Origin of the sequence: Pseudoalteromonas sp. bablab_jr010, from assembly GCF_016464105.1 — a bacterium.
GTDB classification, from domain to species: Bacteria; Pseudomonadota; Gammaproteobacteria; order Enterobacterales; family Alteromonadaceae; genus Pseudoalteromonas; species Pseudoalteromonas simplex.
Genome location: NZ_JACDWV010000087.1, coordinates 202,677 through 217,471, shown reverse-complemented (window position 1 = coordinate 217,471; position 14,795 = coordinate 202,677). Strand labels below are relative to the sequence as shown.

The following is a 14,795-nucleotide window of genomic DNA, read 5'->3' as shown; positions in this document are numbered from 1 at the left end:
GACTGTTCAAACTACTGCTATTGCATTGGATGGACAAGCTGCTGCGGCTGATAGTGTTGCTGTAGCTGGGAGTATTAAACTGTCTTCAGATAACAGCTTTAGCGTTGTAACAGCCACTGATGCAGATTTAGGTGCTGATGCAGTAGCTTCACTTAATAAAGTTTCTGATTTGGATATTACAAGTCAGGATGGCTCACAAAGCGCATTAGCTGTTATAGATGGTGCGTTATCGCAAATTGATGCACAAAGAGCAAACTTAGGTGCGGTGCAAAACCGCTTTAGTCAAACAATCAGTAATTTAGCAAATGTTCAAGAGAACGTATCTGCTTCACGTAGCCGTATTCAAGACACTGATTTTGCATCTGAAACAGCTGCTATGACTAAAAACCAAATCTTGCAACAAGCGGGTACATCAATCTTGTCGCAAGCGAACCAATTACCACAAGCAGCGCTTAGCTTAATTGGTTAATAGTGTGATTAGTTACAACACTAATGGTTAAGTCAGCATTAGTTAACTAAAATAAAAAGGAGATTGGCTTGTGCTAATCTCCTTTTGTTGTATTACCCTAGGGTAAAATGTTTAAGGAGGCGTTATGAGTGCAATAACCCAAAGCCCTGATTTTGCAGTGGCTCCGCAAAAAGCTGATGATAAGTTAGCGGCGAGTCCTCAATTAACAGCAACGGCGGTTGATGAATCAAATAAAACGGAAAATACACTTCAACAACAAATGGAGCAAAGCTCTCAGCAAGCGCAAAAAAAATCGCAACAAAGCGGTGAAAAAGATGAATTGGGCCGTGAGCAGCTTGAGAAGATGGCGCAACAATTGCAAGATTTCATGGGCGAAATGAATCGAAGTTTGCAGTTTCAAGTTGATGAAGAGTCGGGCCGTGATGTTATTAAAGTGGTTGATAAAAACAGTGGTGAGCTAATTAAGCAATACCCATCTGAAGAAGTGTTGAGCCTAGTGGCTAAACTTTCAGAAACCGCAGGTTTTTTAATTGATCAAACTGTTTAAAGTTTTTTGTTAAGTTAAATGTGTAATGTGAGGAAGTATTATGGCTATTTCATTTAATGGTTTAGGCTCGGGCTTAGCAGTAGCAGATATTGTTGATGCTTTGGTTAGCGCTGAAAGTACCCCTTTTACTTCACGTTTAAACAACAAGGAAGCAACGTTAACTACAGATATTTCAGCTGCAGGTGCACTAAAATCAGCGCTTGAAAAATTGCAAACCTCAATGGAAGCGTTAGGTGAGGTTGATAACTACCAAAAACGTAGTATTTCTGGTAGTGATGATTTTGTAACACTAAGCTCAGATAAAGAGGCTCAGCCTGGTGGTTATAATGTAAAAGTAAACAATCTTGCGACTGAACATAAATTGATGTCAAGTGCATTTGCAGAAGATGCCGCAGTTGGTGAAGGGACGTTAACTATAGCGTCAGGTGAGAATAGTTTTGATATTGATGTGTCAGATACTGCAACTTTGTCTGAAATTCGTGATGCGATTAATGACAGTAAAGATAACGACAATGTAACAGCAACGATTATTACCGACGATAATGGCCAGCATTTAGTTTTATCCGCAAAAAATAGTGGTGTTGAAAACGCAATAAAAGTTACAGCAACTGATGCTGATGGCGATAATACTGACGCGGCAGGTTTATCGGCTCTAGGCTATGACACAGATGCAGGGGTGACAAACATCAGTGAAGTAATTGCTGCAATAGATGCTTCAATTACCATAGATGGTAATTTAACAGTTACTAGCAGTGATAACGAGTTTGCAAATGTTATTGACGGTGTAACGATTACCGCCAAAAAAGCACATGGCACTGATGACGATGATAGCACGTTAAAAATTACTGAAAATAACAATAATATTAAAGCAGGCTTAAACAGTTTTATTGAAAGTTATAACGAATTACTTGAGCTTAGTAATAATTTAGGTAAATCAGGTGAAGACGGCGCTGGTGTGATGGCTGGTGATTCTATGCTTCGTGGGGTAATGTCAAAACTCCGTCAGCAATTAACCAGTGAAGTAACCCTGAGTGATGGCAGTAGTTTGTCGTTATCTAAGCTTGGGGTTGAAGCAGACCGTTACGGTAAATTAAGCCTAGACACAGAACGCCTAAACGAGCAAGTCGAAGCAGATGTAGACCTAGTGCAGGAGTTCTTTATAGGTGAAAATGAAGACGAGGGCGGTTTTGCACAGTCTTTTGATGAGCTAATGAGCTTTTATACAGACTCAGATGGTATTGTTCAAAACAGAATTGACAGTAAACAAACCCAGTTAGATGGCTTAGATGATGAGCGAATTGATTTTGCAAGAAAAATGGAGTCGTTAGAGTCTCGTTTATACGCACAGTACAATAGCATGGATTTACTTGTAGCCCAGATGAACTCAACCAGTAGCTATGTGCAAGCGCAGCTTGATAATATGCCAGGGGTTGTTAAGCAAAGTAAATAATTGATTAGTCTATTTTCTTATCGGTATTTAGGCGCCAACTCTTTTGGCGCTTTTTTGCTTTTGGTTCATAAACGATCTATTTAGTAAATATTTTACTTTGTTTGAATAGAAGTACAAAAACCAATTCACTATCTACAACCGCGACTTTATTTTTCACAATTGATATAGCGCTAATAACGCGTTTATATAACTGAGTATGTCAAAAGCAACTAAACGAAAATTAGCGTTTAGTTGCTTTATATTTAGAAATAGCTTTTTGTGATTTACGCTGGTTGATTAACTCGGCCTGAGTTTTATCTCTCGCGTTTTTAAGTCTAGCTGTAGCGGCTAAAATTTTAGCTTGTATAGCTAATAACTCTTTTTCTTGAGGTGGTGTTTCACTCTCACACCAATGTTTTAACTCTTGGTCAATAGCTATTAACGTTTGGCTTGCCAGCTCAATATCTGTTTTATCTATGTGCTCTGATAATGCAATGAGTAATTCATTCAGAGCGTTATAATTCGGCATTATTGCTCAGCTTTAGGTATGCGCTCTTCGAGCGGAATAGAATCCCACCCTTCTTTTATTTCTTTAACGATACGGATAACATCATCTACTGCTGCAATGTCGTTGTTTACATTTGCTTCAGTTAACCTGCGTTGGCAAAAGTCGTACAGCGATAGTAGGTTGCTAGAGATATCCCCGCCATGCTCAAAATTGAGTGCATCTTGTAGAGCACCGAATAATAAAATGCAGGTAGAAATATTTTCACCTTTTTTTTCAAATTCTTTACGCTCAATAAAGCCTTTAGTTGCTGCTAAGCGTCCGATAATATTGCTGAAAATCAAATTGATCTGCTCATAAGGAGACATTTCATTAATGTTGCTAACGCTAACTTGACTGTACTTTTTTATCGATATATGTGCCATGAGAAAATCCTATATTAAAAACACCGATTCATAAAAATAGATAAGCAATATTAATGCCATTGATGTTATCTTTCTTTGAGCATTTCTATAGAGATTATAGCAACGAGTATAGAATATTTTAAAATTCAAACAGGCTAAATTTGTAAGTTAATTCTTTAGTATTAAATTTTAGTGCTAAGTGACTATTTTTTGGCGTTGATGTCAATAAATTGCCGCTTAGCGCTTGCATCCCTCCTAAACTCGCTTACAATTTAGAAATTAACTAACCTCGTGGTAACTGTGGTTCGCCAATAATGATCTTAATTTTAGACAATAATAATAATCGTGCGATAGGTTTACATGCAGCACTTACCTTCATTGGTGAAACTGCACAATTAGTTGATGAGACTACATTACAGTCTTTTTGTGAAAAACATCAACAGCAAGAATGCATGGTCATTCTTGGTGCTTTACAGCAGCTAAATCACGAGGCTGTGATCAAACAGTTTCCTGCCATTCCGTTTTTATTAATTGGTGAAACACTCAAACCGCTGCTAAGCATTGCTAATGTAGTTGGTTTAATTTGTGAACCGTTTAACCATGACGTAACTACTCAGCTATTGCATGATTGTCAGCAATATCAGCGCATGCTACCGGGTGACCATAAACAAGCTAAATCCAACAAATCATTTGATGGTTTAGTCGGTGAAACCGAAGCTGTAAAAGATGTGCGCTTTTTAATTGAGCAAGTAGCAAAAACCGATGCCAATGTGCTGATCTTAGGTGAGTCAGGCACAGGTAAAGAAGTTGTTGCACGTAATGTTCATTTACTCTCTAAACGCAATACCGGGCCATTTGTGCCGGTAAACTGTGGTGCTATTCCTGGCGAACTTCTTGAAAGTGAGCTATTTGGCCATGAAAAGGGGGCCTTTACGGGCGCTATTTCTGCACGCAAAGGGCGCTTTGAATTAGCGCAAGGCGGCACGCTGTTTCTAGATGAAATAGGTGATATGCCTTTGCAAATGCAGGTTAAACTACTACGTGTGTTGCAAGAGCGTAGCTATGAGCGAGTAGGGGGTACTAAGCCTATTCAAGCTGATGTACGAATTATTGCTGCAACTCACCGCAACCTTGAAGAGATGATTGAAAAAGGCGACTTCCGTGAAGACCTTTTTTATCGCTTAAACGTGTTTCCAATTGAAAATCCTTCGCTAAGTGAGCGTGCTGACGACATTCCTCTGCTTTTAAAAGAGTTAATGCGTCGTGTGAACGAGCAAAGTGGCACAACGGCCAAATTCACTGAGCGTGCGATTCAAAGCTTAAAAGAGCATGCGTGGCCGGGAAATATTCGTGAGCTTGCTAACTTAGTTGAGCGCATGGTGATCATGTTCCCTGATAAAGTAGTTGATGTGCCAGACCTACCAGCTAAATATCGTTATATCGAAGTTGAGGCTTATGAGCCTGAGTACCCTGAAGAGTTGATGGAGCGAGATGCTTTCAACGATATTTTCAGTACCGGCTTTAGTGATTACGATGATGAAGAACCTGAAGTACCAGCAACAACGGCTGACTCAGGTTTATTACCAGATGAAGGAATTGAGCTCAAAGAGTATCTTGCTGAGCTAGAAATTAGCTTAATTAGCCAAGCATTAGAGCGCTATGATTACGTTGTTGCACGTGCAGCAGAAATTTTAGGTGTTAGGCGCACCACACTGGTCGAAAAAATGAAGAAATACAACCTAACGCGTGACTAATAGTTAAGAGCAGGTTTTAGGCAAAAATTAACTAAGTACTATGGTTATTACGCCTATAGAATGGGCTGTGTCTTTATTTATAGGCGCTAAACTTACGGGCGCGCTCACCGTCTTTCATTCGGGGTCTGCTGTGGTAATAAATCACTAAAAGCTTTTTGCACAAAGAGAAAATAATGAGGAACAAATGAGAAACCAAGCCCTTTCTTTTAATATTTAAAGCGCAATATTCCTTTAACCTATTTGTGAATCAGGCTCTTAATACTTTTACCACCAAGGTAATCGAGGTGCTGCGCGCTACACCTAGTAGCCTAGAGCCTAAAATTTAACATCTTTATTTTTACCTCATAAGCGCAGCGTCTCTTAGCCTCTTTGTGAATAAGTTACTTAATTAGCTTTTTACCACCGGAGGCTGCTTGCAGCACCGAGAAGATAGAAGCCAAGCTTAGCCCATATCACCTAATAACTATCAATAATCTCTTGTTTTCTAAAACAATCATTACTATGGTCGTTAACCATGCCACAGGCTTGCATATGCGCATACACAGTGGTTGGCCCTAAAAACTTAAAGCCACGCTTTTTTAAATCTTTGGCAAATGCTGTTGAGGCTTCAGTAATAGCCGGATAGTCCGCTAATTTATCGAGGTCGTTTACCAGTGGCTTGCCACCCATAAACTGCCATTGGTAGTTTGAGAAACTGCCGAATTCTTTTTGAATTTCAATAAAACGCTGCGCGTTATTGATAGTAGCAGCGATTTTAGCGCGATTACGAATAATGCCTTCAAACTGCATTAACCGTTCGACGTCGTCTTCGGTCATTCTGGCAACATCTTCAACAACAAAGTTTTTAAAGGCACTGCGATAGCCATCACGTTTTTTAAGTATGGTATACCAACTCAGTCCCGCTTGTGCTGACTCTAAGGTTATAAACTCAAATAAGCGGTGATCATCATATAATGGCACCCCCCATTCTTGGTCATGATAGGCCACATAATCTTCTTTGCTGGTATCGAGCCATGGGCAACGACAATGGTGTTCTTTTTGCATTATTCCCTCGCGATTGTCATTTTTTTGTCAGTGTTGTTTTTGTCTTTAATTTATTGAAATAAAACAAAAATAAATTTGGTACGGATTGTGCATTTAGCTAGGTAGACACGATTTTTTGAGTATTGATTATGGCCTTAGCAAATGTCCTAAAACCACAATTTATCACAGCCAAACAATATAACCCATGCCTACAGCAAGAAGAGTATGTGGGTGAATTGAGTGAGCTGCGCCAACAAGCCAGTTGGTTAGGCCATTTGGTTGATACCATGCCTGCGGGTGTGGTGGTTTTAGATGGCCGAGGCATGATCGCAAAAGCCAATCAAATTGCCATTGATATGCTAGGTGAACCCCTTGAAGGTGAAAAGTGGTTTAGCGTTATTCAACGCTCATTTCGACCACAGCAAGACGATGGACATGAAGTATCACTTAAAGATGGCCGTTTAATTAAGCTTGATATTACTGCGCTTGCTCCAGAGCCAGGGCAGTTAATTTTAATGACAGATTTAACTGAAACCAGGCGCTTACAAAAGCGAGTAGCACATATGCAGCGCTTAAGTGCGCTTGGCAAAATGGTCGCTTCGCTTGCTCATCAAGTCAGAACACCGTTATCAGCGGCCATGCTGTATGCCGCAAATTTAGGCTCAAAGCGATTGCCAGAAAGCTCGCGTGGCAACTTTCATACGAAGCTAATGTCGCGTTTAAAAGATTTAGAAACCCAAGTGAACGATATGCTGTTATTTGCCAAAAGTGGTGAGCAACAAGTGGTCGAAAGCGTTTCAATGCAACAGTTACTTAATGAAGTAAAAGCCGGTGCTGATGCTATGGTTGCACAAAATAACAGTGAACTTAGCGTGAACTTGCCTGAGCCAGATATTGAAATTATGGGTAATAAAACTGCTCTGGCGAGTGCTATTCAAAACCTGATCCACAATAGTATTCAAATTATTGGCTCTGATGCTGTGGTAACCCTGAGTGCCGAACGTGACGAAACTAGCGAAAACTGTGTTCGTATCAGTGTCAGTGATAATGGCCCAGGTGTTGATTTACGTCATGCCAACAAATTATTCGAACCTTTTTACACTACCAAAAGCCAAGGCACGGGGCTTGGACTTGCAGTTGTAAGTTCAGTAGCCAATGCGCACCAAGGACGGGTTGAAGTGACTAATAATGCTCATGGGGGAGCATGTTTTAGTTTGATCTTGCCAATTAGTGCAGAACCAATCTCAGCGGAGGCAAAATGAATACTAACTCTATTTTAGTCGTTGAAGACGACGCGGGCTTACGAGAAGCACTGATCGATACCCTTGAAATGTCGGGTATTGATTGCGTTGCTGCAGATAGCGCTGAACAAGCGATGATCTTGCTTAAGCAAAATAGCTATTCATTGGTTGTTAGTGATGTGCAAATGGGCGCCATGAGTGGCCTTGACCTATTACGTAGCATTAAACTTAATTATCCTGAGCTGCCGGTATTAATGATGACAGCCTATGCCACCATTGATGATGCTGTAGAAGCAATGCGTTTAGGTGCGATTGATTACATGGCAAAACCGTTTGCTCCAGAAGTGCTCCTTAACATGGTGAGTCGTTATCTACCTGAAAAGGAAAAAGAAACCGATGGCCCAATCGTTGCCGATCCATCGAGTATTAAGCTATTAGAGCTCGCGAGCAAAGTTGCCCGCTCAGATGCCAGTGTCATGGTACTCGGCCCAAGTGGCTCGGGTAAAGAAGTGTTGGCTCGTTTTATCCACGATAAATCAAATCGTAGCGATGCCCCCTTTGTGGCTATTAACTGCGCGGCTATTCCTGAAAACATGCTTGAAGCAACCTTATTCGGTTACGAAAAAGGGGCGTTTACCGGCGCTATTCAAGCCTGTCCGGGTAAATTTGAGCAAGCTCAAGGTGGTACCATCTTACTTGATGAAATCACTGAGATGGATTTAGGCTTGCAAGCTAAATTACTGCGTGTACTTCAAGAGCGCGAAGTAGAGCGCTTAGGTGGTCGTAAAACCATAGAGCTTGATGTTCGTGTTCTTGCTACAAGCAACCGAGATTTAAAAGAAGCAGTGAGCGAAAATCTATTTAGAGAAGACTTATATTATCGCTTAAATGTGTTTCCGCTAATGTGGAAACCATTAGCCGAGCGTCCTGGTGACATTGTTGTGTTGGCTGAGCATCTAATTGAGCGTCATTGCCTGAAAAGTAAAGAACCTATAGCTCAACTAAGTGAGGGTGCGAAACAAAAGCTGCTATCGCATGCTTGGCCAGGTAACGTTCGAGAGCTTGATAACGTTATTCAACGGGCGTTGATATTATGCGATGGTAATAGTATTCATCAAGATGATGTCTTTATTGAAGAGTTGCTTACGGCGGATATCAAGCCAGTCGCTACGCCACCACACAACGCACCAGTTTATCAAGAACAGCCTGTTGAAGTTAATCTAGATACCGTACCGCAAGTGAGTGAGCAGGGTAATTATAAAGACGAGCTGAAAGACAAAGAGCATCGTATTATTTTAGAAACCTTAGCGCGCTGTAATGGTAAGCGTAAAGAGGTTGCAGAAACCTTAGGTATCAGTCCGCGCACGTTACGTTATAAACTGGCGCAAATGCGAGACTTGGGTATCGCCTTACCTGCATAAACTCCTTTCAAAAAGTTAGTCAAACAAGCTCGCATTTTTGTGAGCTTGTTTGCTGTCAAAACTCTGACAAGTAAATTTATTGTTTTAAGTTGTTGAAAATATTCATTTTATTTTGTGGCACGGTTTGTGCTTTATCAGTGCATAAGTAAACTGCATTGTCAGAGAGTATTATGAAAGTTCAAAACAGCGCATTATTTCAAGAAATGCAATCTATGGCTTCAGAAGTTGGTCGTAGTAACTCAATTAATAATTTACCAACACAAACTCAGCCAACTTCATCGGCACAGTTTGGTGATTTACTTACCAATGCACTTGATACAGTGAATGGCTTACAACAAGAAGCAAAACAAAAGGTAACCGCGCTTGAAATGGGCGATCGCAGTGTTTCACTTGCGGACGTAATGATTGCTTCGCAAAAGTCATCAGTTGCCTTTGAAGCGACGGTACAGGTTCGCAATAAACTTGTTGAAGCTTATAAAGAAATTATGAACATGCCTGTGTAACTAGGTAGTGGAGAATTATTGTGGCGCAATCTAATCAATCAACTGATCTAGCCTTAGCAGGCGGCGGTATCGATGCAACCGATACTGACGATCAACAAGAGCAAAAGTCAGGCTACCTAAGTGCCTTAAATGGTGTAGACGTTTTACGCCAGGCTACTTTAGTGATTGCTTTAGCAATCTGTTTGGCTATCGCAATTTTTATTATTATTTGGGCTCGTCAGCCAGATATGCGTCCGCTTGGCAAAATGCCAACGGAAGAGCTAATTCAAACGCTGGACTTTTTAGACGCTCAAAAGATTGATTACGAACTTGATGGTAACGTCATCTCTGTTGAAGAAGGTGAATACCAAAACATTAAATTATTGATGGCTCGTGAAGGCCTAGAGCAAGCGCCAAGCTCAGGTACTGACATCATTATGCAAGACATGGGGTTTGGTGTAAGCCAACGCCTTGAACGTGAACGTTTAAAACATGGTCGTGAGCAACAGCTTGCACGTACCATCGAAGAGCTAAAAAATGTTACTCGCGCCAAAGTACTTTTAGCTATTCCAAAAGAAAACGTATTTGCTCGTCGTGAAAAACAACCTTCAGCAACGGTAGTACTAACCTTAAAACGCGGCCGTACGCTAGATGGTGAAGAAGTTGACTCAGTAGTTGATATTGTTGCCTCAGCAGTCCAAGGTTTATCGCCAGAGCGTGTTACTGTTACCGATCAAAATGGTCGTTTACTGAATTCAGGCTCACAAAACTCACTTGCTGCTCGCTCTCGTAAAGAGTATGAAATTGAGCGTAAGCGTGAAGAAGAATACTTAAATAAAATCGATAGCATCCTTATTCCAGTTGTAGGTTTAGGTAACTACACAGCGCAAGTCGACTTAAATATGGATTTTAGTGCAGTCGAAGAAACACAAAAACGTTATAACCCAGACTTACCCGCTGTGCGCAGTGAAACCACGTTCGAAGAAAACAACATTGGTGGTCTTGCTGTGGGCATTCCAGGTGCGCTAACGAATCAGCCGCCAGTTAACTCTAATATTCCTGAGGTCGCTGGCCAAGGTAGTGCAGGTTCAGCAACGAACCCAAGTCGTTCGCATAAAGAAGCAACACGTAACTACGAACTTGATACCACAATTTCGCATAAGCGCCAGCAAACCGGTGTTATCCGCCGCATCAGTGTGTCAGTTGCCGTTGATTATGTACCACAAGTAGGTGAAAACGGTGAGACAACTATGGTTCCTCGCTCTGTCGAAGCATTGTCAAATATTCGTCGCTTACTACAAGGTGGTGTTGGGTTTGATATGCAACGCGGTGATGCACTTGAAGTCGTTACAGTGCCATTTGTAAGACAAGATACAGGTGAAGCGATTGAAGTTCCACTTTGGGAGCAAGATTGGTTCATGAAGATGCTACGCTTAGCATTAGGTGCACTGGTTATCATCGTACTTATTGTCTTTGTTGTAAGACCTATGCTGAAACGTCTAATTTACCCAGACGATACACTAGAAGAATATGATGAAGATGCATTAAGTGCAGGTGTAGATATTGGTGATAGCACGCTAGATATGCTAAATAAAGACTTTGACTCTGCTGCTGTAGGATTCTCAAGTGATGGTACACTACAGCTGCCAGACTTACATGGCGATGAAGATTTACTCAAAGCAGTTCGTGCATTGGTTGCAAATGAACCAGAACTGTCTTCTCAAGTAGTGAAAGCGTGGTTAACAGAAGATGACTGATCAAGAACAAAAACAATTACCACCGGCGTTTGATGTTGATAAATTAGACGGTGTTGATAAGGCGGCAATCTTATTGCTGAGCTTATCAGAAGAAGATGCTGCGCAAATCCTTAAGCACTTAGAGCCAAAGCAAGTGCAAAAAGTGGGTATGGCAATGGCCGCACTAGATGATTTATCGCAAGCGAAAATTAGCGCAGTCCATAATTTGTTTATTGAGCAAATTCAAAGCTTCAGTACCATTGGCTTCCAGTCTGAAGACTTTATTAAAAAAGCCCTTACAGCAGCGCTTGGTGAAGACAAGGCTGCCAGCCTTATTGACCAAATTGTTATGGGCTCAGGGGCGAAAGGTCTTGATTCATTGAAATGGATGGACTCAAAGCAAGTGGCGAATATTATTCGCAACGAGCACCCGCAAATTCAAACCATTGTTTTATCGTATCTAGAGCCAGAGCAATCAGCGGAAATCTTGTCGCAATTCCCAGAAAAAGTGCGCTTAGATTTAACTATGCGTATTGCGAACCTTGAAGAAGTTCAACCAGCAGCATTGCAAGAGTTGAATGAAATCATGGAAAAACAATTTGCAGGTCAAGCAGGTGCGCAAGCTGCGAAAATGGGTGGCTTGAAAGCGGCTGCTGATATCATGAACTACCTAGATACCAATGTTGAAGGTCAGTTAATGGATTCAATCCGTGAACACGATGAAGAGATGTCACAGCAAATCCAAGACCTTATGTTTGTCTTTGAGAACTTAATGGATGTTGAAGACCGTGGTATTCAAGCGATCCTTCGTGAAGTACAGCAAGATGTATTAATGAAAGCAATTAAAGGTACTGACGAAGCATTAAAAGAGAAGATTTTGGGCAATATGTCAAAACGTGCCGCTGAATTACTCGCAGATGATCTTGAGGCAATGGGCCCTGTTCGTATTAGTGAAGTAGAAGCGGCACAGAAAGAAATTCTTTCTACGGCACGACGTTTAGCTGACTCAGGCGAAATCATGCTTGGTGGCGGTGGTGGTGAGGAGTTCCTGTAAGCCATGAGTAAGTCTTCATTTCATACAGGACGCCCAGTGCATGCCAGTGAAGCTGCCGATGAATTATTGGAAAACTGGCCAATTCCTGAGGTTACGCAAGATACAACAAAGCTCGCCGGACGTTCAACGGCGTATGGCACACCGTTAGCTGACTTATATCGCAAAGAGCATCAAAAGCAGCAGGCCGAAGAGCAGCCAGAAGAGCCTGAAATTCCGTCATTGACCATGGCTGAACTTGAAAAAATCCGTCAAGATGCCTATGAAGAAGGGCTAAAGCAAGGTCATGAACAAGGCTATATAGATGGTTTTGAAAAAGGCGCGCATGAGGGGAAAGAAGCTGGTTTTAAAGAAGGTGTTGAGCTTGGTAAGGAGCAGGGCCAAGAAGAAATTAAGCCTATTTTAGAAGAGCAGCTCACCAACTTAAGAAGCTTACTTGATAGCCTTTCTCAACCATTATCTAAAGTCGATGAAAGTGCCGAAAAGCAGTTAGTGCAAATAGCTGTTATGTTAACTGAAGTCTTAGTTTACCAAGAAATTAAAACCTCACCAGAAGTCATTTTACATGCTTTGAAGCAAGCCATTGATGCGTTAGGTGAAGAGCAAGTGAAAGTACGTATTCACTTACATCCTGATGATATTGCTTTAATTACCGAAAGTTATGGCGAACAAACTATCGCAGATAACCATTGGCAGTTAGTGGCAGAGCCGACTTTAGAGCGCGGTGGCTGCGAAATTAAAACCCCGCAATCATCCCTTGATATGACGATAAAAACTCGCGTCAAAGAAACGTTGGAAAACTTTTTGCATAGCAGTGGTATCTAACACTTTTTAGGCTCATTATGAGTGCTCAATCAATGACTCTTAGCGAACGCTTACAGCGCTATGAAAAACATATCAAGGCTCCAAAACCGGCTGTTGCCGGTATTCTGACGCGTGTTGTTGGTTTAACGCTAGAAGCAAAAGGGCTTAGAGCACCTGTTGGTAGTCAATGTAAAATTGAAACCATTAACGGCTTTGTTGATGCTGAAGTTGTTGGCTTTAATGATCAAACACTGTACTTAATGCCAAATGATCACATCTCTGGCGTACTACCAGGTGCGCGAGTTATCCCAAAAGTAAACGAAACAGGATTGCCTGTAGGCATGAGTTTACTTGGTCGCGTAGTGGATGGCCTTGGTCGGCCACTTGATGGCTTAGGTGCAATTAATGCTGAGCATCACTTAAAGTTTGCGCAAAACGCAATTAACCCGCTGGCAAGACGACCAATCAGTCAACCTATGGATGTAGGTGTACGAGCCATCAACTCCGTTATTACCGTGGGTCAAGGCCAGCGTATGGGTCTGTTTGCAGGCTCTGGTGTTGGTAAATCAGTGCTACTAGGTATGATGACTCGTGGTTCTGAAGCAGATGTAATCGTGGTTGGCCTTGTGGGTGAACGTGGTCGTGAGGTAAAAGAATTCATTGAAGAAATTTTAGGAGTCGAAGGGCGTAAGCGCTCAGTGGTAGTTGCAGCCCCTGCGGATGCGTCACCATTAATGCGTTTAAAAGGCTGTGAAAGTGCAGTGACCATTGCGGAATACTTTCGCGATCAAGGACTTAACGTGTTGTTATTACTTGACTCGGTTACCCGTTATGCCATGGCACAACGTGAAATTGCCTTAGCGGTTGGTGAGCCTCCGGCTACGAAAGGTTATCCGCCTTCAGTATTTGCTAAATTACCTGCGCTGGTGGAGCGTGCCGGTAATGGTGGTGAAGGGCAAGGTGCCATTACTGCGTTTTTTACTGTACTTAGTGAGGGCGATGATATGCAAGACCCAATTGCTGACTCTGCCCGCGCTATTTTAGATGGCCACATTGTTTTATCTCGAGATTTAGCCGACAGTGGTCACTATCCGGCTATTGATATTGAAAAGTCGATTTCTCGTGTAATGCCGCAGGTTGTATCTGAAGCGCATATGCAACAAGCGCGTGTGCTCAAGCAAGTGTATTCAATGTATCAACAAAACAAAGATATGATCACCTTAGGGGCGTACCAAAAAGGCACCGACCCTATGCTTGACCAAGCAATTAATATGATGCCGCGAGTCAATCAATTCCTTCAACAAGGTATGAAAGATGTGATCAGTTATGATGAAGGTCTGCAAGGTCTAGCGCAGTTATTAGGGCAAGGTTAATGGCTAAAAGTAAACTTGATTTATTGTTAAAGCTTGAGAGCGATAAAGAAGAGTCTTTACGCATGGATTATTTAAAAGCACAGCAGCACTTACAAAGTAATCAACAAAAACTGCAAGGGCTTAATAACTTTCGTTTAGAGTATTCTCAGCAGTTACATTTGAAAGGACGCTCTGGTTTGTCTAGCGCTGGCTTCAGCCAATATCATGCTTTTATTGCAAAAATTGAAGAAGCGATACGTCAGCAAGCAAGTACAGTGAATACCGCAAAACAAGTTGTGACACAGCGAAAAGCACTGTGGTTAAAGCAACAAGTGAAAGCAAAAGCAGTAGCGAAGTTAATCGAAAAGCAAGCTGAAAAACAAGCGATGCAAGTGGCAAAAGCAGAACAAAAAATGCTGGATGAATTTGCTGCAAATCAGTTTTATCAGCGTCAACTTAAAAACGCACTTCTTTAAAATACTTCCTTTTTAGGCATGTTAATTGCATTTACCTAACCAGTAGCATTAATTTTGGCACTTGCGGCGGCAAATTGCCTCATTACTTTAGATGACTAGGT

The 14,795-nt window shown here is 41.6% G+C and carries 15 protein-coding genes; 12 read left to right on the top strand and 3 right to left on the bottom strand.

All coding sequences use genetic code 11. The annotated features are described in order from the left end of the window. From JIG37_RS09545 to fliD, 3 genes are all read left to right on the top strand, one after another. Positions 1–469: flagellin (locus tag JIG37_RS09545; RefSeq protein WP_280517213.1), on the top strand; the 469-nt coding region annotated here is incomplete at its 5' end. Between the two features lie 124 nt (positions 470–593). After that, positions 594–1,016 carry a flagellar protein FlaG gene (locus JIG37_RS09540; RefSeq protein WP_199529244.1) on the top strand — a complete coding sequence of 141 codons (423 nt, stop codon included), beginning with the start codon at positions 594–596 and terminating at the stop codon, positions 1,014–1,016. A 40-nt stretch (positions 1,017–1,056) separates the two neighbouring features. Then, positions 1,057–2,466: a flagellar filament capping protein FliD gene (gene fliD, locus JIG37_RS09535; protein ID WP_199529243.1), complete on the top strand. Its 1,410-nt coding sequence runs from the start codon at positions 1,057–1,059 to the stop codon at positions 2,464–2,466. A 220-nt stretch (positions 2,467–2,686) separates the two neighbouring features. Here fliD and JIG37_RS09530 read toward each other — a convergent pair whose 3' ends face one another. After that, positions 2,687–2,974, bottom strand: coding sequence for a hypothetical protein (locus JIG37_RS09530; RefSeq protein WP_138599046.1), 288 nt, complete (start codon positions 2,972–2,974; stop codon positions 2,687–2,689). Beyond that, a complete protein-coding gene (gene fliS / locus JIG37_RS09525; RefSeq protein ID WP_138599045.1) occupies positions 2,974–3,375 on the bottom strand; it encodes a flagellar export chaperone FliS in 402 nt (133 codons plus the stop codon). The genes JIG37_RS09530 and fliS overlap by 1 nt, the downstream gene beginning before the upstream one ends. Positions 3,376–3,668: 293 nt before the next feature. Here fliS and JIG37_RS09520 point away from each other — a divergent pair, with 293 nt between their 5' ends. Continuing rightward, positions 3,669–5,108 (top strand): sigma-54 dependent transcriptional regulator, encoded by a 1,440-nt coding sequence (locus tag JIG37_RS09520; protein ID WP_199529242.1) that lies wholly within the window; start codon positions 3,669–3,671, stop codon positions 5,106–5,108. Positions 5,109–5,564: 456 nt separating this feature from the next. Here JIG37_RS09520 and JIG37_RS09515 read toward each other — a convergent pair whose 3' ends face one another. Further along, positions 5,565–6,152 carry a DNA-3-methyladenine glycosylase I gene (locus JIG37_RS09515; RefSeq protein ID WP_199529241.1) on the bottom strand — a complete coding sequence of 196 codons (588 nt, stop codon included), beginning with the start codon at positions 6,150–6,152 and terminating at the stop codon, positions 5,565–5,567. Positions 6,153–6,280: 128 nt separating this feature from the next. Here JIG37_RS09515 and JIG37_RS09510 point away from each other — a divergent pair, with 128 nt between their 5' ends. From JIG37_RS09510 to fliJ, 8 genes are all read left to right on the top strand, one after another. After that, complete coding sequence (locus JIG37_RS09510; protein ID WP_199529240.1) at positions 6,281–7,393, top strand: ATP-binding protein; 1,113 nt, start codon at positions 6,281–6,283, stop codon at positions 7,391–7,393. Next, positions 7,390–8,793, top strand: coding sequence for a sigma-54 dependent transcriptional regulator (locus tag JIG37_RS09505; RefSeq protein ID WP_054553277.1), 1,404 nt, complete (start codon positions 7,390–7,392; stop codon positions 8,791–8,793). Before JIG37_RS09510 ends, JIG37_RS09505 begins: the two co-directional genes overlap by 4 nt. A 170-nt stretch (positions 8,794–8,963) precedes the next feature. After that, a complete protein-coding gene (gene fliE / locus JIG37_RS09500; protein WP_054553276.1) occupies positions 8,964–9,296 on the top strand; it encodes a flagellar hook-basal body complex protein FliE in 333 nt (110 codons plus the stop codon). A gap of 20 nt (positions 9,297–9,316) precedes the next feature. Beyond that, the gene (fliF, locus tag JIG37_RS09495; RefSeq protein WP_054553275.1) at positions 9,317–11,032 is read left to right on the top strand and encodes a flagellar basal-body MS-ring/collar protein FliF; all 1,716 of its coding nucleotides are present in this window, start codon (positions 9,317–9,319) and stop codon (positions 11,030–11,032) included. Further along, the gene (gene fliG / locus JIG37_RS09490; RefSeq protein WP_054553274.1) at positions 11,025–12,065 is read left to right on the top strand and encodes a flagellar motor switch protein FliG; all 1,041 of its coding nucleotides are present in this window, start codon (positions 11,025–11,027) and stop codon (positions 12,063–12,065) included. Before fliF ends, fliG begins: the two co-directional genes overlap by 8 nt. 3 nt (positions 12,066–12,068) lie before the next feature. Beyond that, positions 12,069–12,887, top strand: a complete 819-nt coding sequence (gene fliH / locus JIG37_RS09485; protein ID WP_199529239.1) for a flagellar assembly protein FliH — start codon at positions 12,069–12,071, stop codon at positions 12,885–12,887. Between the two features lie 17 nt (positions 12,888–12,904). Then, on the top strand, positions 12,905–14,239 hold the full coding sequence (gene fliI / locus JIG37_RS09480) for a flagellar protein export ATPase FliI (RefSeq protein ID WP_054553272.1): 1,335 nt from the start codon (positions 12,905–12,907) through the stop codon (positions 14,237–14,239). Then, positions 14,239–14,694, top strand: coding sequence for a flagellar export protein FliJ (fliJ, locus tag JIG37_RS09475; protein ID WP_054553271.1), 456 nt, complete (start codon positions 14,239–14,241; stop codon positions 14,692–14,694). Before fliI ends, fliJ begins: the two co-directional genes overlap by 1 nt. Positions 14,695–14,795: the final 101 nt, after the last annotated feature.